This is a genomic window from Microtetraspora niveoalba (genome assembly GCF_001570405.1).
GTDB classification, from domain to species: Bacteria; Actinomycetota; Actinomycetes; order Streptosporangiales; family Streptosporangiaceae; genus Microtetraspora; species Microtetraspora niveoalba.
Genome location: NZ_BBYM01000003.1, coordinates 114,430 through 138,783, shown reverse-complemented (window position 1 = coordinate 138,783; position 24,354 = coordinate 114,430). Strand labels below are relative to the sequence as shown.

General features: G+C 70.8%; 17 protein-coding genes. 5 read left to right on the top strand and 12 right to left on the bottom strand.

What is annotated here, in order from left to right; translation table 11 throughout:
- Positions 1–5 precede the first annotated feature (5 nt).
- The 9 genes from AWQ70_RS02080 to glgP all read right to left on the bottom strand — a co-directional run bounded on the left by AWQ70_RS02080 (position 6) and on the right by glgP (position 11,752).
- Entirely contained in the window at positions 6–518 is a 513-nt protein-coding gene (locus AWQ70_RS02080; protein WP_067169340.1) for a YbaK/EbsC family protein, read from the bottom strand.
- Complete coding sequence (locus AWQ70_RS02075) at positions 519–2,312, bottom strand: flavin monoamine oxidase family protein (protein ID WP_306303388.1); 1,794 nt, start codon at positions 2,310–2,312, stop codon at positions 519–521. It abuts the gene before it with no gap.
- Between the two features lie 10 nt (positions 2,313–2,322).
- Complete coding sequence (locus AWQ70_RS02070) at positions 2,323–3,165, bottom strand: M55 family metallopeptidase (RefSeq protein WP_067169337.1); 843 nt, start codon at positions 3,163–3,165, stop codon at positions 2,323–2,325.
- Positions 3,162–4,436, bottom strand: a complete 1,275-nt coding sequence (locus AWQ70_RS02065) for a DUF6395 domain-containing protein (RefSeq protein WP_067169334.1) — start codon at positions 4,434–4,436, stop codon at positions 3,162–3,164. The genes AWQ70_RS02070 and AWQ70_RS02065 overlap by 4 nt, the downstream gene beginning before the upstream one ends.
- 4 nt (positions 4,437–4,440) lie before the next feature.
- Positions 4,441–4,821 (bottom strand): hypothetical protein, encoded by a 381-nt coding sequence (locus tag AWQ70_RS02060; RefSeq protein ID WP_067169331.1) that lies wholly within the window; start codon positions 4,819–4,821, stop codon positions 4,441–4,443.
- Positions 4,822–4,988: 167 nt separating this feature from the next.
- Entirely contained in the window at positions 4,989–5,762 is a 774-nt protein-coding gene (locus tag AWQ70_RS02055) for an enoyl-CoA hydratase/isomerase family protein (protein WP_067169328.1), read from the bottom strand.
- Between the two features lie 57 nt (positions 5,763–5,819).
- The gene (locus AWQ70_RS02050) at positions 5,820–6,908 is read right to left on the bottom strand and encodes a glycosyltransferase family 4 protein (RefSeq protein WP_067169326.1); all 1,089 of its coding nucleotides are present in this window, start codon (positions 6,906–6,908) and stop codon (positions 5,820–5,822) included.
- Between the two features lie 16 nt (positions 6,909–6,924).
- Positions 6,925–9,048 (bottom strand): amylo-alpha-1,6-glucosidase, encoded by a 2,124-nt coding sequence (locus AWQ70_RS02045; protein WP_067169323.1) that lies wholly within the window; start codon positions 9,046–9,048, stop codon positions 6,925–6,927.
- 106 nt (positions 9,049–9,154) lie between these two features.
- Positions 9,155–11,752 (bottom strand): alpha-glucan family phosphorylase, encoded by a 2,598-nt coding sequence (gene glgP, locus AWQ70_RS02040; protein ID WP_067169320.1) that lies wholly within the window; start codon positions 11,750–11,752, stop codon positions 9,155–9,157.
- A gap of 448 nt (positions 11,753–12,200) precedes the next feature.
- On the opposite strand from glgP, the gene AWQ70_RS02035 reads away from it, so the two are divergent.
- The 3 genes from AWQ70_RS02035 (at position 12,201) to AWQ70_RS02025 (ending at position 17,429) form a co-directional block, all read left to right on the top strand.
- Positions 12,201–14,246: an alpha-1,4-glucan--maltose-1-phosphate maltosyltransferase gene (locus AWQ70_RS02035; RefSeq protein ID WP_067169711.1), complete on the top strand. Its 2,046-nt coding sequence runs from the start codon at positions 12,201–12,203 to the stop codon at positions 14,244–14,246.
- Positions 14,247–14,340: 94 nt separating this feature from the next.
- A complete protein-coding gene (gene treS / locus AWQ70_RS02030) occupies positions 14,341–16,074 on the top strand; it encodes a maltose alpha-D-glucosyltransferase (protein WP_067169317.1) in 1,734 nt (577 codons plus the stop codon).
- Positions 16,071–17,429 (top strand): maltokinase N-terminal cap-like domain-containing protein, encoded by a 1,359-nt coding sequence (locus tag AWQ70_RS02025; RefSeq protein ID WP_067169314.1) that lies wholly within the window; start codon positions 16,071–16,073, stop codon positions 17,427–17,429. Before treS ends, AWQ70_RS02025 begins: the two co-directional genes overlap by 4 nt.
- On the opposite strand, the gene AWQ70_RS02020 is transcribed toward AWQ70_RS02025, so the two are convergent.
- Together AWQ70_RS02020 and AWQ70_RS02015 are read right to left on the bottom strand one after the other, a co-directional pair.
- Entirely contained in the window at positions 17,413–17,829 is a 417-nt protein-coding gene (locus tag AWQ70_RS02020; RefSeq protein WP_157529845.1) for a PIN domain-containing protein, read from the bottom strand. The two genes, AWQ70_RS02025 and AWQ70_RS02020, sit on opposite strands and share 17 nt — an antisense overlap.
- A complete protein-coding gene (locus tag AWQ70_RS02015) occupies positions 17,822–18,073 on the bottom strand; it encodes a ribbon-helix-helix protein, CopG family (protein ID WP_157529844.1) in 252 nt (83 codons plus the stop codon). The genes AWQ70_RS02020 and AWQ70_RS02015 overlap by 8 nt, the downstream gene beginning before the upstream one ends.
- 397 nt (positions 18,074–18,470) lie before the next feature.
- Here AWQ70_RS02015 and glgB point away from each other — a divergent pair, with 397 nt between their 5' ends.
- Together glgB and sppA are read left to right on the top strand one after the other, a co-directional pair.
- Positions 18,471–20,618 (top strand): 1,4-alpha-glucan branching protein GlgB, encoded by a 2,148-nt coding sequence (gene glgB, locus AWQ70_RS02010; RefSeq protein WP_067169306.1) that lies wholly within the window; start codon positions 18,471–18,473, stop codon positions 20,616–20,618.
- A gap of 64 nt (positions 20,619–20,682) precedes the next feature.
- The gene (gene sppA, locus AWQ70_RS02005; protein ID WP_067169303.1) at positions 20,683–22,371 is read left to right on the top strand and encodes a signal peptide peptidase SppA; all 1,689 of its coding nucleotides are present in this window, start codon (positions 20,683–20,685) and stop codon (positions 22,369–22,371) included.
- A 105-nt stretch (positions 22,372–22,476) separates the two neighbouring features.
- On the opposite strand, the gene AWQ70_RS02000 is transcribed toward sppA, so the two are convergent.
- Complete coding sequence (locus tag AWQ70_RS02000; protein ID WP_245646652.1) at positions 22,477–24,294, bottom strand: asparagine synthase-related protein; 1,818 nt, start codon at positions 24,292–24,294, stop codon at positions 22,477–22,479.
- Positions 24,295–24,354: the final 60 nt, after the last annotated feature.

Sequence of the window (24,354 nt, the reverse complement as noted above, 5' to 3'; positions counted from 1 at the left end):
AGCGCTCAGAGGGCGAGGGAGAGCACCTCCGCGCCGGTCGCCTCGACCAGCGCCTTGCCGGAGAGCGCCAGCTTGGAGCGCCGGACGCCGCTGCCGATCACGACGAAGTCCCTCCGGGTCACGTTCTCGTCCACGAGCACCGGCCAGTCGGCGGGGAGCCCGATCGGGGTGATGCCGCCGTACTCCATGCCGGTCAGCGCGACCGCCTCCGCCTGCGCGGCGAAGGAGACCTTGCGGACGTCCAGGTGCTTGCGCACGACGCCGTTCACGTCCGCCCGGTCGGTCGCGAGGATCATGACCGCGGCGTATCTGACCTCGCCGCCGCGCTTCCCCGCGACGACGACGCAGTTGGCCGAGTCCTCCAGGGCCACGCCGTACCGCTCGCAGAAGGCGGCGGTGTCGGAGAGCTCGGGATCGATCTCGGCGACCCGCAGCTCCACCCCGGCGTGCGGCGCCGCCTGCGCCACGGGGGCCGCGAGCAGGTCGATCCGGTCGGCGACGGGTACCCAGTCCAGCATCTAGGACTCCTTCAACACACGTTCGTGCAGTTGGGTGACCACCTTACGGGCCGACTCGAACGATCCCGCCTGCCACGCGATGAGTTGGGTGAGCCAGTCCCCGGCGAAGTAGACCCGTCCGTCCGGCTTCTGCAGGTGGGAGAACCCGCCCTCGTAGGAGGGCCAGGCGACCCAGCCGCCCTCGATGTACGGCTGGCGCTGCCAGGCGATGGAGACGCTGGAGGCGACCCCGCGGCCGTACTTCTCCCCGTGGATCTCCGCGCCCCGGGTGAGCGCGCGCCGCCGCCGTTCCTCGTGGGTGAGCCGCCCGTACGCCTCGGCGTTCGCGCCGGTGTTGTAGTAGCCGACGACCAGGCCGCCCCGGCCGTGGAAGCCGTACGACGGGTACCAGATGTGTTGGATGTCGAGGTCGGTCTCGGTGACGCCGCCGTAGATGCGGTCCTCGTCCTCCCACCAGCGTGTCCGGTACTCCAGCCCGATCTTGCCCGTGGACACCGGCTTCGGCGTGGACAGCGCGTCCACGGTGCGGCGGTCGAGGTTGCCCGGGACCCGCGCGAGGATGTGCGGCGGCAGGGTGGCGACGCAGTAGTCGGCCCGGATCGACCCGCCCTTGTACGCGACCTCGACGCCGTCGGGGCGGTTCGTGATCCGGGTGACCGGGGCGGAGGTGCGGATCCGGTCCGCGCCGACCGCTCCGACGAGCCCGGTGACGATCGCGTCCATGCCCCCGACCGGCTGGAACATCGGCATGGCCTGGTCGTAGGCGAGGGCGAAGCTCACCGGCCGGCCGATGCGGTAGCCGAGGACCTCGCTGAGCGACGGCGGCGCGCCCGCGGGCTCGCCCCTGCGCTCGGTCCCCGTGTACGCGTACCTGTCGCCGATGTCGCCGAAGGCGGAGAGGAAGTCGAGCAGCAGCTCCTTGTCCTGCGCGGTCAGCCGCCGGTCGAGCGCGCCGGCGTTCGTCGCCTTGGCCAGCAGCTCGCTGATGTAGCCGTAGGTGTCCGCGCGGGCCGTCCGGGCGCGCAGCGGGGCGGTCATCCCGCTCGTGTAGACGTAGGCGCTGGGGTTCTCGTTGACGAACGCCTCGATCGGGACGCCCAGCTCGCGGCAGTAGTCGAGGGTGATCATCCACTGGGCGACACGGCCGGGGCCCGCGTTGAAGTAGACCCCCTCGCCGAACGTCGCCTCCTGGGTCTCCCCCGAGATCTCGGGAAGCCGGTCGCCGCGCCGGAGCGTGAGGTTGCGGCCGCCGACCCGGTCCCGCGCTTCCAGGACCGTGCAGTCGTATCCCGCCTTGCCCAGCTCGTACGCGCAGGCGAGTCCGGCGACGCCCGCGCCGAGGATCACGACCGTGGCCCCGGCGCGGCCGCGCAACGAGAAGTCGGACGCCCGGGGCGGGGTGTAGTCCCGGGGCTGCCGGTCGGGGGCGAGGCCGAGCGCCCCCATGGCGGCGTACATCGCGCCCGCTCCGCCCGCGGCGCCGAGGCCGACGAGGAGCCCGCGCCGGGTGAGCGTCCGGGCGTTCAGCCGTCCGCCCCCTCCGGAGCCGCGGCCCGCGGACCCGCCGTTCGAACCGCCCGAACCGCCCGAACCGCCCGAACCGCCGGAACCGCCCGAACCGCCCGAACCGCCCGAACCGCCCGAACCGCCCGAACCGCCCGAACCGCCCGAACCGCCCGAACCGCCGGAACCGTTCGAGCCGCCCGAGCCGTTCGAATCGTCCGAGCCGGTTAAGCCGTCGTTCGCGCCGCCGTTCGAAGCGTTGTCCGAACCGCCGCCGTCCGCCGTCGTCACGCGCTCCGCCTCACCCGTAGACGCCGCTGCCGCACGCGACCTGACCGGCGATCATGGCGAAGATGCCGAAGAGCGCCATGATCTCGCGATAGTCGTCCGTGCTGAACTCGGTGTGCCGCGGCCCGACCTGCCGGGTTCCCGGCACGAGGCCGCAGCCCGCCGCGATCGCGGTCGAGTTCCACTCGACCCCCAGCGTGTACGGCGGGGCCACCACGTAGGGCCGGAAGTCGGCCAGCCTGCCGATCGCCCGCGTGGCCGCCTCGCGGATGCGGTTCTGGGCGACCTTCGGCGGCAGCAGCTCGGCGGAGAAGCGGTCCACGCCCTTCTTGACGGCCACGGTCTCGACGTCGCCGAGCAGCTCGCGCGCCTCCTCGCAGACGGCCTCGTCGCCGGTGACCAGCGCGACGGGGACGCCCATCGACCCGGCGAACCCGGCGACGAGCCGGGTCTCCCCGCAGATCTCGCCGTTGAGGTAGACGTTCTGGATCTCCTTGCCCATCCAGGTGTGGTTGAGCACGCCGTGCTGGACGCCCGCCCGCGCGTGGTACCCGGCGAAGCAGGCGGCGGCGAAGTCCGGGGTGAGGCCCTGCCCCATCCGGTGCGGCTTGCCCGGCCCCCGGATGAGCGTCGCCCTCGGGTCGATCAGGTCGATCCGCAGGTTCTTGGTCGAGCCGTGCGCGTCGTTGATCAGCACGGACTCGGCTCCCGCGTCGAAGGCGCCCGCGACGACGGCGTTGGCGTCTCCCGTCATCAGCTCGCAGCCGCGTTCGTAACCGCGTCCGCCCGCGTGCATCTCCTCCGGGTCCGTCAGCCCGGTGACGCCTTCCATGTCCACGGACAGATAGATCTTCACCTGGTCCCCCAGTTCTCCACCCGGGCGCTCTCGTCCGGGGTCATCAGGCCGACGCCGTCCATGTACGCGGCGACCCGCCCACGCCACGGCTCCGGGATCTCGTCGAGTGCGGGCGGGTAGCAGTGGTCCAGCCAGCGGGTGGACTCCTCGGTCGGGCGGAGGTGCCCGGCGGCGCGGGCGAACGGCGTGCTCTCGATCCCGGGCACCCGCGCGCAGCCGTACTCGATCATCTCCTGCCCGCCGTACGGGGGCGGCTCCTGCCACTTGCGGGCGACCGCGCCGCTCGCGGTGACCGCCGTCGAGAGCGGCCGGCGCTCGACGGCGGCCTGGATCAGCTCCTTGTACAGGCACTTGCCGCAGGTGCCGCAGGGCCCGTCGCCGGAGCCGCGCAGGCACCAGCGCACCAGGTCGCGCAGCTCGGACTCGAGCGCCACGCGCATGGTCACGGCCTCGCTGACGCCACCGACGGGCAGCACGACCGGCAGCCCGGCGGCCGAGAACAGCCGGCCCCACTTCCCGTGCGGCGCCCACATCGGGTTGTCGGGGGTGTACCTGTGCACGTACCTGTCGCCGCCGAGCCAGCGGGACCCGAGCTCGTACCCCATGGCGATGCCGCCGAGGTCCAGTTCGTCGGCGAGGAGGAGGGCGCCCGCCGCGACCGCGTGGTGCTCAGCGTAGCCGGGCCGGGGATAGGCGAGCAGGAACTCCAGGTCGGACCGTACGACGGTCAGCTCGCGTCCGGTGCGCGCGGCGAGCCGGGCGAGCACGTCGGACCGGTAGTGCGTCCACCGGTTCGGGACCCGGGGGTGGCTGATCCGCTGGAAGTGGACCAACGGGGCGTCCGGCAGGATCGCGGCCACCGCGACGGAGTCCGCCCCGCCGCTGTAGGAGATCGCGAGCCGGGTCCCCGACCTCGGCCGCGCGCCGACCGGTCCGGCCTCGACGCCCCAGCCGTCCTGGATCGCCTCGGCGAGCTCTCCCGAGATCGGCCGGTCGAAGGTCACCCGTCGCCGGGTCCACGGCGCCGCCAACGTCCAGGCCGCCACCGCGAGCAGGTCCGGGTGCACCTCATCGCCGTACGCCCCGGCGGCGGGCGGGAGCCGCACCTGGCAGGAGTTGGTGCGCAGCTCCATGCGCTGACCGTCGGTGCAGGCGCCGCTGGTGGCGTCCTCGGGGTCGAGCTGGAAGACGAGCCGCCAGACGCGCTCGGCCCCGCCCTCGCCCGCGCCGTCGGCCCGCTCAGGCTCGCCGGCGGTCCAGGTGACGCGCATCGCGCTACTCCGCGTCCGCGGCCACGGTCTCCCGCGCCCGCGACTCGGTCCGCAGCTCCGCCCGGAGCGCGTCGATCGCCTGCCACACGAGCATCTCGTTCTGCAGGAGGCGGTCGAGGGCGTCGGCGGTCTCGGTCGCCAGCCGGTGCGCGTCCGCGCCCCGGGGGTCGGGCGCGGGGGCCTTGGGCGGGGTGATGATCGCCTGTCTCATCCGGTCGACCTCGCCGCGCAGCGCCACGACCTCCTTGCGGAGCAACTGGACCTCCCACAGGGCGTCCTTGACGTCCTTGCGATGCTCCGTCTTGGTGACGTACCGCGCGTCTATCCGGGAACGCACCGCGCGGCGCAGCCGTGCCGGAATCAGTGCGCGTATGACGAACCGCATGAACCGACACCATAGCGGCAAAGTGCCGCTATTTTCGGCGTCTATTTATTTGTTCCTACAGACCGTCTTATGTCGTCAATTGTCACACTGGGCACAGTGATTCACCGGCGCACCTACGCGCGGGTGAGCCGGTACGGCCCCGCCCGGCGGCGGGGCGTACGCCGAGGTCAGCGGCCGGTGAACTTGGGGCGGCGCTTCGCGGCGAACGCCCCCATTCCCTCCTTGGCGTCCTCGGTGGCGAACAGGCCGGAGAACTGGAGCCGCTCGATCTCCAGACCGGTGTCGAGGTCGGTCTCCAGGCCCTGATCGATCGCCTGCTTCGCGGCGCGGATCGCCACGGCGGGGCCGCCCACGAAGGTCGCGGCCAGTTCGAGCGCGGCCGTGTAGACCTCGTCGTCCGGGACCACCCGGTCCACCAGGCCGATGGCCAGCGCCTCGGCGGCGTCCACGTGCCTGCCCGTGAGGATCAGGTCCTTGGCCTTCGCCGGACCGACGAGCCGGGGCAGCCGCTGGGTGCCACCCGCGCCGGGGATGATGCCCAGCGTGATCTCCGGCTGCCCCAGCTTGGCGCTCTCCCCCGCCACCCGGAAGTCGGCGCAGAGGGCCAGCTCGCAGCCGCCCCCGAGGGCGTACCCGGTGATCGCCGCGACGACGGGCTTGCCGATCTCGGCGACGGCGGTGAAGCACGCCTGCAACGCCCTGGAGTGCGTGGCCATCTCCGCGTAGGACATGACGGCCATCTCCTTGATGTCGGCGCCCGCCGCGAACACGCGCTCGCCGCCGTAGACGATCACCGCGGCCACCAGCGGATCGGCGTCCACCATCCGCGCGCACTCGGCGATCTCCTCCTGGACCTGCCGGTTCAGGGCGTTCATCTTGGGCCGGTCGAGCCGGATGGTCGCGATCTGATCGCTGATCTCAACGCTGACGAACTCGCCCATGACACCGTCGTCCTTCCCTTGGCCGCGAGACACACCGTCACCGGTGGCGTGACCACCCTACGACCGCGCCAGCCGAAGATCACGGGGTGATCCCTCCCCGCGGGCCCGGACCACCCGGTGGTACACACGTTCGTACCCCCTCGCCATGACCGGGACGTCGAAGTGGCGGGCCACGTGGGCGCGGCAGACCGCGGGGTCCAGGCGCTCCGCCGCCTCGATCGCGGCCGGAAGCTCGGCGAGCGCGCCGCGGACGAACCCGGTCACCCCGTCGACCACGATCTCCGGGACCGAGCCCCGGCTGAGCGCGACGACCGGAGTGCCGCAGGCCATCGCCTCGATCATCGTCATGCCGAACGGCTCCTCCCACTGGAGCGGGAACAGCAGGCAGCGCGCCTTCGACAACAGCTCGCGCTTCAGGTCCGCGTCCGCCTCCCCCACGTACTGCACGCCCTGGCCGAGCCGGGGCTTCACGTACGCCTCGAAGTAGGAGTGCTCGATCTCCTCCGAGCGTTTGCCCGCCAGGACGATGCGGCGGCCGACCGCGCGGGCGGCCTCGATCGCGAGATGCGCCCCTTTGTCCGGGTTGAACCGGCCGAGCCAGAGCACCCAGTCCTCCTTCAGATCACGGAAGGGGAAGGTCGCGACGTTCACCGCGTTGTGGACGCGCCCGGCCCAGTCGAGGCGGGGGTCGCGGGCCCGCTGCGCGGAGGAGATCGCGACCAGCGCCACGCTCGTGTCCAGCGCCCGGTAGTAGTCGCCCATCTCGCCGGTGACCGTGCCGTGGCAGGTGACCACGGTCGGCGCCGACCGGCTCCCCGCGCCGAGCGGGCCCGCCAGCGAGTGGTCGTGGACCACGTCGACGACGAGGTCCTCCAGCATCCGCTCCACCTTGGCCGCGTGCAGTACCTCGGGCATCGGGTCCCCGATCCGCTGCGACGGCGGCTGCTCGTACGTGCGCAGGTCCACCCCTCGCCCCGCGCCGATCAACGTCACCTGGTGGCCGCGCCGTACGAGACCGGCGACCAGGTCGGCGACCATCGACTCGATGCCGCCGTAGCCGCGCGGCGGCACCTCGTACCACGGCGGCGCGATCATGGCGATGCGGAGCCCGCCGTGTCCTTTCCGGCGAGGGTTGCGCGCTTCCATCCCCGACCTCCGATCATTACCTGCCGTCCGTGACCATCGAACTGATCGGGGGGCGCGCTCGATGCAGGATCTCGATGTCGTCGGGCAGCCCGGAGATCTCCGTCTCGCCGTCCTTGACGTCGATGCCGACCCGGGTCCCGGCGAGGCGCAGCCCGGAGATGCTCAGTGTTCCGAAGCCCTCCGGCAGCACCGGGTCGATCCACAACTTCCGGTACGGCACCCACGGGTCGAACCGCAGCAGGGTCCGCATCATGTGGATGGGCGCCGCCGCCGCCCACGCCTGCGGCGAGCACGACGTCGGGTACGGCACGGGCACCGGGAACTCCGCGCGCTCGAACCCGCAGAACAGCTCGGGCAACCGCCCGCCGAACGCCTTCGCCGCGTCCATGTTGGCCGTGATGACGCGTTGGGCCTCGGCGACGAAGCCGTAGCGCATCAGACCGCCGGCCACGATCGCGTTGTCGTGCGGCCAGACCGACCCGTTGTGATAGCTCATCGGGTTGTACGCGGCCATGTCGGTGGCGAGGGTCCTGATCCCGAAGCCGCTGAACATCGTCTCCGACATCAGCCGTCGTACGACTGCCTCCGCCTTGTCCTGATCGACGATGCCGGTCCACAGGCAGTGGCCGATGTTGGAGGCGACGCTGTCGATCTGGAAGCCGCTGCGGTCCAGGCCGATCGCGAAATATTCCTGCTCGGGGACCCAGAACCGCTCGTTGAACGCCTTGCGGATGCGGGCGGCGCGGGCCGCGCAGTGCTTCTCCGTCTCCCTGTCGCCGGCCTCGTGCGCGAAGTGGCCGCGCGCGATGTACGCCGAGTACGCGTATCCCTGCACCTCGGCCAGTGCGATGGGCGGACGGGCCAGGGTGCCGTCGGCGAAGTTGACCCCGTCGAAGGAGTCCTTCCACCCTTGGTGGATCAGCCCCTGGTCGGTCTTCCTGCAGTACCAGAGGAGATCTTCGGGACCGCCGTACTCCTCGATCCAGTTGAGGGCGGCGTCGGCCGGCGGAAGCAGCTCGTCCACCGCCTCCCGGTGCAGGCCCCAGCGGCGCAGCTCGCCGAGGAGCATCACGAACAGCGGGGTCGCGTCCACCGAGCCGTAGTAGGCGTTGCCGCCGAGCGGCGAGGCGGCGGTGGCCACGCCGAACCGCAGCTCGTGCAGGATCTTCCCCGGCTCCTCCTCGGTCAGTGGGTCGACCCGCGTGCCCTGCAGCCGGGCCAGCCTGCGCAGCGTGCCGAGGGCCAGCGACCGGTCGACCGTCAACGCGAACCATGAGGCGAGCAGCGAGTCACGGCCGAACAGGGTCATGAACCACGGGGCGCCGGCCGCGATCGAGGGCGGATCGTCCGGATAGTCGGCCTCGAAGAGCCGCAACGATCCGAGGTCCTGCTTCGAGCAGCGCAGCGCGTCGGTGAGGCCCGGGTCCGAGGTCACCACGATCGGGCTCTGCTGCTCCCAGTCGGCCCTGCGCGCGGCGGGCTCGGCCAGGTCCAGGTGCGAGAACCACGCCAGCGTCTCCTCGCCCTCGATGACCGGGTTGACGTGGACCGTCGTCTGCCACTCTCCCCGGGCGGGCACCACGATCCGGTAGGTCAGCAACCCGGGTACGGCCAGCACCCCGGAGGAGACCACGGACACGCCCCTGGCGCGGCTCACGGAGTAGATGCGCAGCCCGTCCGGGTTGGCGGTGACGTCGATGTCGGCGACATGGCGGATCCGGTCGGTCTTGACCTCGAACAGGTCGGCCACGTCCGACCCGACGTGAAGCTCGACCACGCACCCGGCCGGCTCGTCGGACAGGTTGCGCAGCGCGATGTCCTCGCGCAGCCCGCCGCCGACGTACCGGTCACGGAAGACCAGCAGGGTGCTCTCCGCCCGGCCGGGCCGCGGCCGCGCCCGGCTCATGAATATCGAGTGGTACGGCTCGGCCGGCAGCACCTGCAACGGCTCGATCGGGGCCTCGTCCACCCGCAGCTCCCAGCGGGAGAGCAGCCGGGTGTCGGCGTGGTAGACCCCCTGCGCGCCGCCCGGCGTGATGTCGCCGTTGCGGCCGGAGACGCAGAACGAGCTCCCTTCGACGACCGTCACCGTCGCGCCCCCCAGCGCGGTCGGCTGCCCCTCGAACGTCCAACCGTTCATGATCCCCCCAGGACCGGTTCGTCCGATTCATCCAGTTTGCCTCTTGCGGTCGGGGGAGTCCGCGAGGAGTGCCCGGATGCCGGCCGTCACCGGTCGGGGGAGGCGGTCAGCGCAGGGTGCCGTTGGTCATGCCCACCGGTTCCTCGGGCACCGCGATCAGGCCCAGCTCGGCCGGAGACGCCATGAGCGGGTGGTGCGGCACCACCCGCACGGTGTAGCCGAACGCGCCCGTGCGGTCGAGCGGCAGCGTGCCCGTGTAGTACGCCCGGCCGTCGTCGCCCGTCGACTCCACGGCGAGCGTGACGTACGCCGGGTCGAGCAGCTCGTCGTGCGCCCCGACCCGGCCGTACGCCGCCTGCACCGCGACGTCGTCCGGGGACAGCTCGCCCAGGGCGACCGTGGCGCGCAGCTCCAGCGTCGCCCCCAGCTCGGGGGTGTCGCCGATGCCGGACGCCTCGACGTGCTCCACCCGGACGCCCGGCCAGGCGCGGGTGACCCGCAGCTTCCAGGCCGCGAACGTCTTGGCGTCCCGGTAGCCGTCCGCCGACAGGGTCCGCGCGGAGGCGGCGGCCGGGGTGTAGAGATCGCCCACGTAGTCGCGCAACATCCGCCCGGCGAGGACCTTCGGCCCGAGCGAGGTCAGGGTGTGCTTGACCATCTCCATCCAGCGGCGCGGCAGCCCGTCGGCCGCCCGGTCGTAGAACCTGTCGGCCACCTCGCGCTCGATCAGGTCGTACAGCGCGGCCGCCTCCAGCTCGTCCCGGCGGTCGGGGTCGGCGACGCCGTCGGCGGTGGGGATGGCCCAGCCGTTGTTGCCGTCGTACCACTCCTCCCACCAGCCGTCCCGGATCGACAGGTTGAGGCCCCCGTTCAGCGCCGCCTTCATGCCGGACGTGCCACACGCCTCCAGGGGGCGCAGCGGGTTGTTCATCCACACGTCGCAGCCGGTGACCATGAGCTGGGCCAGCGCCATGTCGTAGTCGGGCAGGAAGACGATGCGGTGCCGCACGTCCTCCTCGTCGGCGAACTTCACGATCTGCTGGATGAGCTTCTTGCCGCCCTCGTCCGCCGGGTGCGCCTTGCCCGCGATCACGATCTGCACGGGCTTGTGCGGGTCGAGGAGGAGCGAGCGCAGCCGGTCGGGGTCGCGCAGCATGAGCGTGAGGCGCTTGTAGGACGGCACGCGGCGGGCGAAGCCCATCGTCAGCGCGCCGGGATCGAGCGCCTCGTCGGCCCAGCCCAGCTCGGCGTCGGAGGCGCCGCGCTCGCGCCACGACTCCTTGATGCGCTTGCGGGCCTCCCGTACGAGCCGGGCCCGCAGCCGCCCGCGGATGTCCCAGATCTCGTGGTCGGAGAGCTTCTGCACCGCGTCCCAGCCCTGGCCGGTCTCGACCAGGCCGGGCAGCTCCCTGTCGGCCAGCTCCATCACCTCGCGGCCGACCCACGTGGGGGCGTGCACGCCGTTGGTGATCGACCCGATCGGGATCTCGTCGAGGTCGAACCCGGGCCACAGGCCGTGGAACATCTCCCGGCTCACCCTGCCGTGCAGCAGCGAGACGCCGTTGACCCGCTGCGCCAGCCGCATGCCCATGACCGCCATGTTGAACACGGCCTTCTCGCCGTCCACGGCGTCGGGCTCGGCACCCAGTTCGAGGATGCGCTCGACGTTCACCGTCGGCCACGCGTTGGGCCCGCCGAACTGCCGGGCGATCATGTCCATGGGGAACCGGTCGATCCCCGCCGGTACGGGCGTGTGCGTGGTGAACACCGTGCCCGCGCGCACCGCCTCCAGCGCCTCGTCGAAGGACAGCCTGGCCTCGGTCAGCTCGCGGATGCGTTCGAGACCGAGGAAGCCCGCGTGCCCCTCGTTCGTGTGGAAGACCTCCGGCTCCGGGTGCCCGGTGATGCGGCAGTACGCGCGGATGGCGCGGACGCCGCCGATGCCGAGGAGCAGCTCCTGCACCAGGCGGTGGTCACCCCCGCCGCCGTAGAGGCGGTCGGTCACGTCCCTGGCCGCGGTGTCGTTGTCGGCGACGTCGGAGTCGAGCAGGAGCAGCGGCACCCGGCCGACCTGGGCCACCCAGATCTGGGCGTGCAGGGTACGCGGGCCGGGCAGGCCGATCCTGATCCTGGCCGGCGAGCCGTCCCGGTTCTTGAGCAGGGTGAGCGGCAGGCCGCCGGGGTCGAGCGACGGGTAGTGCTCGAGCTGCCAGCCCTCCGGCGAGAGCGACTGCGAGAAGTATCCGTGGCGGTAGAGCAGCCCGACGCCGAGGATCGGCACGCCGAGGTCGCTCGCGGCCTTCAGATGGTCGCCCGCGAGGATGCCGAGGCCGCCGGAGTACTGCGGCAGCGCGGCGGCGATCCCGTACTCGGGCGAGAAGTAGCCGATGGCGGCGGGAGCGCCGTCCAGCGACTGGTACCACCGCGGCGCGGTCATGTACTCACGGAGGTCGTCCGAGGCGTCGGCCAGGCGGCGGAGGAACCGCCGGTCCTGGGCGAGGGCGCGCAGCCGGTCGGCCTCGACCGCGCCGAGCAGCGCGACGGGGTCGTGACCGACCCGCTCCCAGACCTCGGGATCCACCTCGGCGAACAGGTCCATCGTCTCCGGGTGCCATGACCAGCGCAGATTGTGGACCAGCTCGCCCAGCGGCGCGAGCTCGGGAGGAAGGACGGTGCGGACGGTGAACCTGCGGATTGCTCTCACGGGGCCAGACCCTAGTTACTCAGCGCCACGGCGCGCGACCAAAACACTCGTGTCCACGGAAAGCGCTCCCGGCGCGGGGGGCGCCATCACTCCTGGTCGTGTCCGGCGAGTCGCACCTCGATACGGCGGCGTTCGCCGGACACTCCCTAGCGCTCTCACCATTAAGAAACCGGCTCAAACATCACCAAGCGCGGCTTGTTCCGTGATCTTCCCGGTGACCGCGCGGCCGGAACCCCCTGCCGTGCGCGAGGCCGCGGGCGACCGGGGAGCGATCTTTTCTCCCCACGGGTAAAAGCGGGCCATTGGGGCACCCCTTGTAGGAGCGGTCCCCTCCGGCTCCTCCCATCGCCCTGTACCGAATGACACAGAGCACCTTGAAGAACCAGAGATCGACGCTTGCCTCGGAAATCCGGCGGCACCGGGTGTGCCGTCGCTAACTTGAATGACGATGATCGGACGAATCCCAATCCTGGACATCCACCCCGTCGTCGACTGCGGGCGCTGGCCCGCGAAGGCGGTCGCCGGCGAAACCTTCGAGATCAGCGCCACCGTGTTCCGCGAGGGACACGACGCCGTGGCCGCCGGGGTCGTCCTGATCGACCCCGACGGAAAGCCCGGCCGGCTGCTGCCGATGCGCGAGCGCGCTCCCGGCACCGACCGCTGGGGCGTGGAGGTGCAGCTCCCCAGCGAGGGCGTGTGGCAGTTCCGCGTCGAGGCGTGGGGCGACCCGATCGCCACGTGGATACACGACGCCGGCATCAAGATCCCGCGCAACATGGACGCCGAGCTGATGTGCGAGGAGGGCGCCCGGCTGTTCGACCGGGCCGCCCGCGGCGTACGGCCGGCCGAGTGCCCGGGCGTGGACGACGGCGGGACGTGCGGCCACCGGGCGGCGTTCCTCGCGATCTCGGCCCGGCTCCGGGACGACAACCTGGACCCGCGGGCCAGGTTCGCGGTCGTCCAGCTCGCGGAGACGGCGGCGATGATCGCGGCGCACCCGCTGCGCACCCTGGTCACCAGGTCCGGCAGGAACCGGGTCACCGTGGACCGGCGCAGGGCTCTCTTCGGGTCCTGGTACGAGTTCTTCCCCCGGTCCGAGGGAGCGGTCGTCGAGGAGGGCGCCGCCCCCAAGTCCGGAAATTTCAAGACCGCGGGGAACCGGCTGCCGGCCGTGGCCCGGATGGGGTTCGACGTCGTCTACCTGCCGCCCATCCACCCGATCGGCCACCAGTACCGCAAGGGCCGCAACAACACCCTCACCCCCGAGCCGTACGATCCGGGGTCGCCCTGGGCGATCGGCTCGGAGGAGGGCGGGCACGACGCGATCCACCCCGACCTCGGCACGCTGCAGGACTTCGACGACTTCGTCGCGAGGGCACGCGAGCTGGGCATGGAGATCGCGCTGGACCTGGCCCTGCAGTGCTCCCCCGACCACCCGTGGGTCAAGGAGCATCCCGAGTGGTTCAACATCAGGGCCGACGGATCCATCGCGTACGCGGAGAACCCGCCGAAGAAGTACCAGGACATCTATCCGCTCAACTTCGACCAGGACCCCGAGGGGCTCTACGCCGAGGTCAAGCGGGTGATCCTGCACTGGATGGATCACGGCGTCCGGATCTTCCGGGTGGACAATCCGCACACCAAGCCGGTGAGCTTCTGGGAGCGCATGCTCGCCGACATCGCGAGCACGGATCCCGACGTGCTGTTCCTCGCCGAGGCGTTCACCCGGCCGGCGATGATGCAGACGCTGGCCAAGATCGGATTCCACCAGTCGTACACCTACTTCACCTGGCGGAACTCCAAGCCCGAGATCGAGGAGTACCTCACCGAGCTGTCCCGGGAGACGGCGCACTTCCTGCGTCCCAACCTGTTCGTCAACACGCCGGATATCCTGCATGAATACCTGCAACACGGCGGCGTTCCCGCCTTCAGGATCAGGGCGATCCTGGCGGCGCTGATGTCGCCGAGCTGGGGGGTTTACGCCGGCTACGAACTGGCCGAGAACGTCCCGGTTCGCCCGGGCAGCGAGGAATACCTCGATAGCGAGAAATATCAGTACAAGCCTCGCGACTGGGCGGGCGCCGAGCGAGAGGGTCGCAGTCTCGCGCCGTTCATCACGCAGCTCAATTTGTTGAGAAGAGCCCACCCGGCACTCCAGGAGTTGCGTAACCTACGGTTCCACGACGTCGACCAGCCGGAGCTGATCTGCTTCTCCAAGCGGCTGCCCGGCGCCTATGACACGGCCACACGACGGCACGGCCTAGGCGATGTCGTACTGGCCGTCGTCAATCTGGATCCACACAACACGCACGAGGCCACGGTCCATCTGGACATGCCGGCCCTCGGTCTCGACTGGCAAGCCGAGTTCGTCGTGGACGACGAACTGTCGGGCGAGTCGTATCGCTGGCGGCAGGCCAACTACGTGCGTCTTGATCCGCATGTCCATCCTGCCCACATCTTCACGCTGCGCAGCGGGTCCCCGCACCGCCCGTAGAGCGCCGCGCACCGCACATCCGGGGAGTCAACAGTTGACTGAGCGAAGCGACCCCACGACAAGAGGAGAGCCGGCGGAGCAGACCGCCGACTCGGTGCCCGTCCCGGGCGAGCCGATTCCGAACACCTTCTCCCCCGAGAAGCCCCGCGACCAGTACTGGTACAAGCGGGCGGTGTTCTACGAGGTGCTGATCCGCGGATTCGCCGACTCCAACGGGGACGGCACGGGCGACATCCGCGGCCTGATCGAGAAGCTCGACTACCTGCAGTGGCTCGGGGTGGACTGCCTCTGGCTGCTGCCGCTGTACGAGTCGCCGCTGCGCGACGGCGGGTACGACATCGCCGACTTCATGAAGATCCTCCCCGACTTCGGCGACCTCGGGGACTTCATCCGGCTCGTCGACGAGGCGCACAAGCGCGGCATCCGCGTCATCGCCGACCTGGTCATGAACCACACCAGCGACCAGCACCCGTGGTTCCAGGCGTCGCGGCACGACCCCGAGGGGCCGTTCGGCGACTTCTACGTCTGGCACGACAGCGACGAACGGTACAAGGACGCCCGGATCATCTTCGTGGACACCGAGTCGTCCAACTGGACGTACGACCCGGCGCGCGGGCAGTACTACTGGCACCGGTTCTTCCACCACCAGCCGGACCTCAACTACGAGAACCCGGCCGTGCAGGACGCGATGCTGGAGGTGCTGCGCTTCTGGCTCGACCTCGGCATCGACGGCTTCCGCATGGACGCGATCCCGTACCTCTTCGAGCAGGACGGGACCAACTGCGAGAACCTGCCGCAGACCCACGCGTACCTCAAGCGGGTCCGGGCCGAGGTGGACCGGCTCTATCCGGACCGGGTGCTGCTCGCGGAGGCGAACCAGTGGCCGGCGGACGTGGTGGAGTATTTCGGCGACCCGGTGACCGGCGGCGACGAGTGCCACATGGCGTTCCACTTCCCGCTGATGCCGCGCATCTTCATGGCGGTCAGGCGGGAGTCGCGCTATCCCATCTCCGAGATCCTCGCGCAGACGCCGAAGATCCCGGAGAACTGCCAGTGGGGCATCTTCCTGCGCAACCACGACGAGCTCACGCTCGAGATGGTCACCGACGAAGAGCGCGACTACATGTACTCCGAGTACGCCAAGGACCCGCGGATGCGCGCCAACGTGGGCATCCGCCGCCGGCTCGCGCCGCTGCTCGACAACGACAGGAACCAGATCGAGCTGTTCACCGCGCTGCTGCTCAGCCTGCCCGGCTCGCCCGTGCTGTACTACGGCGACGAGATCGGCATGGGCGACAACATCTGGCTGGGCGACCGGGACGGCGTCCGCACGCCCATGCAGTGGACGCCCGACCGCAACGCCGGCTTCTCCAGCTGCGACCCCGGCCGCCTCTACCTGCCGCTGATCATGGACCCGATCTACGGCTACCAGGCGATCAACGTCGAGGCGCAGCAGAAGAGCCCGAGCTCGCTGCTGCACTTCACCAAGCGCATGATCGAGATCCGCAAGCGCCACCCGGTGTTCGGCCTCGGCGAGTTCACCGAGCTGAACTCGTCCAACCCGAGCGTCCTCGCGTTCATCAGGGAGCTGGGCGGCGACCGGGTGCTCTGCGTCAACAACCTGTCCAGGTTCCCGCAGCCGGTCGAGCTGGACCTGCGCAGGTTCGAGGGATCCACGCCGGTGGAGTGCATGGGCGGCGTCCCGTTCCCACCAGTCGGCGAACTTCCGTATCTTCTGACGCTTCCTGGGCATGGGTTCTACTGGTTCACCCTTCCCGTACCCCCCGACGCGGCCGAGAAGGACGCGGTCGGCACCAAGGAGGCATGACGACTTCGCTCCAGGAGCTCCTCGCCGGCTGGATCACCGGACAGCGGTGGTTCGCCGGCAAGGGGCGCGCGATCGACAACCTGTCCATCGAGCACCGCACCGATGTCGCGACGGGCGACCCGGGCCTGCTGCACCTCATCCTGTCCGTACGGCAGGGCGAGCGCGCGACCCGCTACCAGCTCCTCGTCGGCCTGCGGTCGAGCCTGCCCGACCGGCTGAAACACGTGCTGATCGGGCCGTGGGACCGGGACGGCCGGGAGTTCACGGCCTACGACGCGGCGCACGACGCGGAGCTGACCCGGATCCTGCTGGAGGCGATGGAGTCCTCCCGTTGCGAAGAGGGGCTCTCCTTCCACCGCTCTCCCGGCGTCGAGATCGACACGTCGCTGCGGAGCCTGGTGCTGACCGTGGAGCAGTCGAACACGTCGCTCGTCTACGGCGACCGGTACATCCTCAAGCTGTTCCGCCAGATCACCTCGGGGGTCAACCCCGAGCTGGAGGTGGTCAGCGCGCTCGCGGCGGCCGGCTCCACGCACATCGCCCGGCCGTACGGGTGGATCGAGACGGAGCTGGACGACCGGGCGACCACGCTCGCGATCATGCAGGAGTTCCTCGCCAACGCGAACGAGGGCTGGGCGATGGCCCTGACCAGCGTCCGCGACCTGTACGGCTCCGCGCCGGACGTACCCGCCGAGGACGCGGGGGGCGACTTCGCGGCCGAGGCGTTCCGGCTGGGCGTCGCCACGGCGGAGGTGCACCGGGAGCTGGCGACCGCGTTCCCGACCGGCGTGATCGAGCCGCCCGAGGTGAAGCGGATGGCCGAGCGGCTCCGCCGGCGGCTGGACGAGGCGGTGGCCGAGGTGCCCCGGCTCGCCCCGCACGCGTCGGTCGCGCACGCCGCCTACGACAGGCTCGCCGACCTGGGGCGGACGATCAGCGTGCAGCGCGTCCACGGTGACTACCACCTGGGCCAGGTGATGCGGACGCCGAGCGACTGGGTCGTCCTCGACTTCGAGGGCGAGCCGGGCCAGCCCCTCGAGGAGCGGCGCGGGCTGGACTCGCCGCTGCGGGACGTGGCGGGGATGCTCCGCTCGTTCGACTACGCGGCCCGCCACCTGCTCGCCGGGCACCCCGAGGCCGCGACGCTGACGGACCGGGCCGACGAGTGGTCGGCACGCAACCGGGCGGCGTTCCTCGACGGATATTCGGAGGGCGGCGGCCGGATCAACGCCGACGACGCGGTGCTGCTGCGCGCGCTCGAACTGTCCAAGGCGGTCTACGAGGTGGTCTACGAGGCGCGCAACCGCCCCACCTGGCTCCCGATCCCGCTCGCCGCGTTCAGATCTCCACGATGAGCAGGGAGATCTCTCGTCCGGCGAACCCCCAGGACGTGTCGTCCGCGGTGAGCACGGGCCAGTTCCGTTCCGTCGCGCATACGGCGGCGTGCCCCAGCGAGAGCCGGTGCTCCGGCTTGACCACGTCCTCGCCGTACATCCGGACGTGGACGTTGTAGGCCCGGCGGGTGGAGAGCTCGTCGTACAGGACCATGATCCGGTCGAGCATGGTGAGGATGTTGTTCAGCTCGTGGATCTCCTGGACGTCGAGCAAGGCCGTGGCCAGTGACGTCGTGGGCACCAGCAGGGACGTGGACGTGCGGTACGCCTGGTCGACGACGTGAACCATGTCCGGGTTGTCGTCGGCCAGCGCGAGCACCGCGGTGTGGTCGAGCACCAGCCCGGACAGCCCGCTAAGCACCTTCGGCCTGCCCGAACCACTCGGCGACCTTGCGCCGGGAGCGTTCGAACCTCTCCGGATCCTTCTCCCTGGCCCGTTCGAGCGCGGCGTCGATGACGACTCGGGACATGGCCGCCCGGTCGATCTCCTTGATCGCCGCCGTGGTGAGGAACGCGGACACGGAATCGGCCTTCTTGGCGTCGACCAGCTCCTGGATCGCCTCGGCGACCTCGTCGGGCACGGAGATGGACAGCTTCCTCGTCACGCCAGTGACCCTACTGGAGGTGGGACCGGAAATACTACCGCCCCGATCCCGCTCCACCCCCTCGGCGACGGGCCGCTCCCCCTCCTCGGCGGGACGCGAAACGACACCCTTTCCGCCACGATTTACATTCAATTGACTACGTATGGTGATCAGATTATCCGGCCGGATCACGCGATCATCCGGATTCCAGGAACTCGGAAAAGGCGCAACCGCCCCACCTGGCTACCGATCCCGCTCGCGGATCCGATTGGCAATCACGCGAGCCGTTCGGGTGAACACGCAGCGTCGCCGATGCGCCGGGTCCTGTCTTCCGCGCTCACGTGACGATGAGACCGAGAACACGGATCTTTCATGCGGGGGGATGGGTGTTCGGCGCGGTGTGGGGCAGGGTTAGGGAATGGATCTCGATCGGTTGGCCGGCGGCGCTCATCACGACCCGCACTCCATCCTCGGCGCGCATCTCGAGCGTGACGGCGTCACGATCCGGACGCTGCGACCTCTCGCCGAGAAGGTCGAGGCCCTCGTGGACGGCCGGGCGTACGAGATGCGCCACGTCGCCTCGGGAGTGTTCGAGGTGACCGTCCCGGGCCTGGACAAGATCCCCGACTACCGGCTGCGGATCACCTATCCGGGGGCGCCGCCGTACGAGACGGGGGACCCGTACCGGCACTGGCCGACGCTCGGCGAGGTGGACCTGCACCTGATCGGCGAAGGACGGCACGAGCGGCTGTGGGAGGTGCTCGGGGCGCGCGTGCTGCGCCACGAGGACACCGACGGGACCGCCTTCGCCGTATGGGCGCCGAACGCGCTGGGCGTCCGGGTGATCGGCGACTTCAACCACTGGGACGGCGCCGGCCACCCCATGCGCTCGCTCGGCCGGTCGGGCGTGTGGGAGCTGTTCATCCCCGAGGTCGGGCCGGGCACCCGCTACAAGTTCGCGATCCTCGGGGTGGACGGGGTGTGGCGGGAGAAGGCCGACCCGATGGCCCGCCGCACCGAGGTGCCGCCGGCGACCGCGTCGATCGTCGAGAGGTCCGACTACGAGTGGCGTGACGAGGCGTGGCTGGCCGAGCGGGCCGGGCAGACGGCGGTGACCGGGCCGATGAGCGTCTACGAGGTGCATCTCGGCTCGTGGCGGCCGGGGCTCTCCTATCGCGACCTCGCCTCCGAGCTGGTGGCGTACGTCAAGGAGATGGGCTTCACGCACGTGGAGTTCATGCCGGTGGCCGAGCACCCGTTCGGCGGGTCGTGGGGATACCAGGTCACCTCCTATTACGCGCCCACGTCGCGCTTCGGCACGCCGGACGACTTCCGTCATCTGGTGGACGAGCTGCACCGCGCGGGCATCGGCGTGATCGTCGACTGGGTGCCCGCGCACTTCCCGACGGACGAGTGGGCGCTGGCGCGGTTCGACGGCACCCCGCTGTACGAGCACGCGGACCCGCGCCGCGGCGAGCACCCCGACTGGGGCACCTACGTGTTCGACTTCGGGCGGAACGAGGTGCGCAACTTCCTGGTGGCCAACGCGGTCTACTGGCTGAAGGAGTTCCACGTGGACGGGCTGCGGGTGGACGCCGTGGCCTCGATGTTGTATCTCGACTACTCACGGCGCGAAGGCGAGTGGACGCCGAACGTCTACGGCGGCCGCGAGAACCTGGACGCGATCGAGTTCCTCAAGGAGATGAACTCGGTCTGCTATCGCGAGGTCCCGGGCATCATGACGATCGCCGAGGAGTCGACCGCCTGGCCGGGGGTGTCGCGCCCGGTCCACCTGGGCGGGCTCGGCTTCGGCTTCAAGTGGAACATGGGCTGGATGCACGACACGCTCGCCTATCTCGCGCACGAGCCGATCTTCCGGCAGTACCACCACCATCAGATGACGTTCTCCCTGATGTACGCGTTTTCGGAGAACTTCGTGCTGCCGCTGTCGCACGACGAGGTGGTCCATCTGAAGGGGTCGCTGCTCGGGAAGATGCCCGGCGACGAGTGGCAGCGCTTCGCCAACCTCCGCGCGCTGTACGGCTTCATGTGGGCGCATCCGGGCAAGCAGCTCCTGTTCATGGGCGGCGAGTTCGGCCAGGGGTCGGAGTGGTCGGAGTCCAAGGGGCTGGACTGGTGGGTGCTCGACTTCGACTTCCACCAGGGGGTGCGGCGGCTGGTGCGCGACCTCAACCGGATCTATCGCGACACACCCGCCCTGTACGCGCTGGACGACGCCCCCGACGGGTTCCGGTGGATCGACGCCGACGACGCCCAGGGGAACGTGTTCTCCTTCCTGCGCTACGACGGGTCGGGCTCGGCGCTGGCCTGCGTCGCCAACTTCTCCGGCGCCCCGCACGAGGACTACCGCCTCGGCCTGCCCACGCCCGGCAGGTGGGAGGAGGTCGTCAACACCGACGCGTACGACTACGCAGGGAGCGGCGTCGGCAACATGGGCGCGATCGAGGCGGTCGAGGAGCCGCACCACGGGCTCCCCTGCTCGGCGCGGCTGCGCGTCCCGCCGCTGGCGACCGTCTGGCTGCGCCGTACCGAGGAGGCGGGGTGAGCAAACCCGAAGGACCGCGACAACATCCCGCCAGACGTCCAGAACTGTCACTTATGGTGGCACTATGGACGCGACGAAAGCGATCATCGACACGGTCGACCGGCTGCGGCAGCGCCGCACGGCGCCACTGGTCCTGGAGCTCGACCTGACGGAGGGCCTCACGGAGGGGCCGCCGATCGATCCGCTGAGCGCGATCCTGTCCATGCGGAAGGCGCGGCTCGCCGACGTGCTCTCCGGGCTCAAGCGGGCCCGGCGGGACCCCCGGGTCCACGCGGTCATCGTCAAGATCGGCGGGCAGCCGCTCGGGTTGGGCATGGTGCAGGAGCTGCGGGCCGCCCTCCTCCACCTCCGCGCCGCCGGCAAGCTGACCGTCGCCTTCGGCGAGACCTTCGGGGAGTTCTCCGCCGGCACCGTGCCGTACTACCTGGCGAGCGCGTGCGAGCGGGTCTATCTGCAGCCGTCCGGCGACCTGGGGCTCACCGGCATCTCGCTGGAGCAGCGGTTCGTCCGCGACGCGTTGGCCAAGGCCGGCGTGGAGTACCAGCTCGGCCAGCGGCACGAGTACAAGACCGCGGCCAACATGTACACGCAGAACCACATGACCGACGCGCACCGCGAGTCGGTGACCCGGATCGCCGAGTCGGTGACCGAGCAGATCGTGAACGGCGTCGCCGACGCGCGCTCCCTCACCCCGGAACGGGTCCGCGAGCTGATCGACCAGGGCCCGTTCGTCGGACCCGAGGCGCTCGAAGCGGGTCTCGTCGACGCCCTGAAGTATCGGGACGAGGTGTACGCCGAGACGGTCGGGGACGCCCACCTGCTCTACGTCACCCGGTACGCGCGCAGCCCGCTGCCCAGGAAGCTCCCGCACCCCGGCGAGCACGTCGTCGCGCTGGTCCACGGCCTCGGTGCGATCCGCCTGGGCCGCAGCGGCCGCTCGCCGCTCGGCGGCGGGTCCTCCATGGGTTCCGACACGATCTGCGCCGCGCTGCGCTCGGCCCGCAAGGACGACAAGGTCAAGGCGATCGTGTTCCGCGTGGACAGCCCCGGCGGGTCGTACGTCGCCTCCGACGCCATCTGGCGCGAGGTGGTGCTGGCCCGCAAGGCGGGCAAACCGGTGATCGTGTCGATGGGCGACCTCGCCGCGTCCGGCGGGTACTTCGTGTCGATGGCCGCGGACGTGATCGTGGCCCAGCCCGGAACGCTCACCGGCTCGATCGGCGTGTTCGGCGGCAAGCCGGTCGTCGGCGAACTGCTCGGCAAGATCGGCGTGGTGACGGAGACGGTGGCCGAAGGTGCCAACGCGGGCATGTTCTCGCCCACCCGCGAGTTCTCCGGCGCCCAGTGGGACCGGGTGAACGCCTGGCTCGATCGCATCTATGACGACTTCGTGGGCAAGGTGGCGCAGGGACGCGGGCTGGACCGGGACCGGGCGCACGAGCTGGCCAAGGGCCGCGTCTGGACCGGGGCCGACGCCCTGGACCGCCGTCTGGTGGACGAGCTGGGCGGCCTGGAGGACGCGCTCGCCCTGGCCAGGAAGAAGGCCGGCCTCCCCGTGGACGCCCCTGTCAGGACATATCCACGCATGCACCCCCTTGAGCGGCTGCGCCCGCCGGAGTCGAGCGAGGACCGGTCGGCCGCCCCGGCGAGGATGCGCCTGGAGGCGTGGGGGCCGCTGGCCCGCGTCGCCGCCGAGCTCGGGCTCCCCGCGTACGGCCCGCTCGTCCTCCCCGGCTGGTGGTCGATCCGCTGACGTGTCCGGGCCGGGGCCGGTTTCCCCGGCCCGCTTGCCGGTACGGGTTCCGGCGCCGCCGGGGCCACGGCGTCGGCTCGGGCCGGCGGCGTATCCCTCCCGGCCTCAGCCCCGGGGAATGAGCACCTCGACGGGGTCCAGGTCGTCCGGTGCGTTGCCGGGATACAGCCCGGACAACATCGCGCCGACCGTGTAGAGGTTCCAGGCGAGGGCGGGCTGCTTGACCGTGGGCGCGGCGAACAGCTCCTCGACGGCGTCCTTCCTGACGATGTCCCAGAGGACGTCGCGGTCCAGCACGCCCTCGCGCAGTACCGCCGTCAGCCGCTCGCCGGGGCTGGTCCGCCAGTTCCAGCCGGCCGCGCCCTTCTTCGCCACCGCGCCCTTCTCCACCACCGGGGCGGGCGGCCGCCGCCGGCCGCGCAGGGACTCCCACCGTGACGGCTCGCGCTCGGCCCTGAACCTCCAATCGGCGCCCTCGATCGGTATCCGCCGCAGTCGTGGGGCGAACATGCCGATCAGCTCGTGGACGACCTCCTCCGAGCGGCGCCACATCGGGTCGAGCGCGAGCGCTGCTGCCACCACCCGGTTGTCGAGGAACGGCTGCACGGCGTCGCCCCTCCGCAGGGACCCCGCGCGTGCCGCCGCGTGCCACCTGCCGACCCGGTAGGTGACGTACATGTGGTCGAGGACCCGCGCGGGGTCGGCCGCGGCCCGCTCCTGCCAGGGCGCGGCGAGGTCCCGGGCGTGCGCGTTGGCCTCCTCGGTGAAGAGGCGCTCGTCCTTCAGGAAGAAGGCGTCCACCCTGCGTCGCATCGCCTTGGGGTCGGGGTTGCCCTGGCTGTACAGGAACCCGCCGCGCAGGATCTCACCGCTCTGCCCCGACATGGTCAGCCTGGAGCTGTACGGCAGGTACTCGACGATGCTCTCGTACGCGGAGGTCATGCCTTCACACGTGCGCAGTACCTCGAAGGTGCGGCGGAGCGGGTGCTCCACGAGGACCGCGTCCCGTTGCTCGGTGCGCTTCGGCGGGATCACCGTGTGCTCGACCCCGAGTTTCGCGGCGATCTGCCGCGCGATCACCACATCCGGGTGGTCGTCCAGACCGTTGGTCGTCACCCTGAACGGAACCTCGGCCGCGTGGAGCAGGGCCGCCATGAGCCGGCTGTCCCGTCCCCCGGTGAGCGCGAGATTCACCTGATCGGTGAGCGGCCGGACCGTTTGCAGCAGCGCTTCGGCGAGTTCCTCGATCGCGCCCCGACCGGCCCGGCGGGACGCCGGAGCAGGTCCCGATCCGGGCAACGGGGCCGAGGTCACCGTCCGGATCCCGTCGCGGATCTCCAGCGTCGTCGCCGGCGGCAGCGCGCGCACCCCCTCGAAGGGCGTCTCGTCGGACAGGAAGTAGCCCTGCCGCGCCATCGACTGGAGGGCCGGCACATCCCACCTGACGGGCCGGCCGCCGCGCGCGATCAGGTGGACGAGCAGCGCTCGGGTCCCCACGACGTGCAGTTCCGGGGTCTCGGCATGGAAGATCCCGCACGCCCGCGTCATGTCGGTGACGGCCGTCATCTCCCCCGGCCCGACCCGAAGCGCCGCGAAACATCCTCGCGCCCGGTGGGCGGCGTCGCCCATCGGCGACGCGTCGAGGAGGTCGCGCGCCGTGCTCCAGTCGAGCAGGGTTCCGGTGACGCCGATCGCCCGGGCATCCGTCTCCATGATCAGGGGCGGACGTGTGCCGCTCTCTCCCTCGTTCCCCCAACCGAGCAACACGGCCCCCGGAAATCGCCGCCGCACGGCGGCGACGGTGTCCGGCGGCACCGGGAAGAACTGGTCGACCAGGCTCTCCGCGTGGCGGATCACCTGGTCGAGGAGTCCTGTCGGAGCCGTGACCTTGCTCACCACGGCGAGGAAAACGCGCACTTCCACCTCACGGAATCAGACCGGACGGTCGCCGGCGACGCGGCGGGCAGTGGAGCGGCGTCGTGA

Coding starts and splice junctions, on each gene's coding strand:
- AWQ70_RS02080 (WP_067169340.1), bottom strand. CDS start 518: ATGCTGGACTGGGTACCCGTCGCCGACCGGATCGACCTGCTCGCGGCC.
- AWQ70_RS02065 (WP_067169334.1), bottom strand. CDS start 4,436: ATGCGCGTCACCTGGACCGCCGGCGAGCCTGAGCGGGCCGACGGCGCG.
- AWQ70_RS02060 (WP_067169331.1), bottom strand. CDS start 4,821: ATGCGGTTCGTCATACGCGCACTGATTCCGGCACGGCTGCGCCGCGCG.
- AWQ70_RS02055 (WP_067169328.1), bottom strand. CDS start 5,762: ATGGGCGAGTTCGTCAGCGTTGAGATCAGCGATCAGATCGCGACCATC.
- AWQ70_RS02050 (WP_067169326.1), bottom strand. CDS start 6,908: ATGGAAGCGCGCAACCCTCGCCGGAAAGGACACGGCGGGCTCCGCATC.
- AWQ70_RS02045 (WP_067169323.1), bottom strand. CDS start 9,048: ATGAACGGTTGGACGTTCGAGGGGCAGCCGACCGCGCTGGGGGGCGCG.
- AWQ70_RS02035 (WP_067169711.1), top strand. CDS start 12,201: ATGATCGGACGAATCCCAATCCTGGACATCCACCCCGTCGTCGACTGC.
- AWQ70_RS02025 (WP_067169314.1), top strand. CDS start 16,071: ATGACGACTTCGCTCCAGGAGCTCCTCGCCGGCTGGATCACCGGACAG.
- glgB (WP_067169306.1), top strand. CDS start 18,471: ATGGATCTCGATCGGTTGGCCGGCGGCGCTCATCACGACCCGCACTCC.
- sppA (WP_067169303.1), top strand. CDS start 20,683: ATGGACGCGACGAAAGCGATCATCGACACGGTCGACCGGCTGCGGCAG.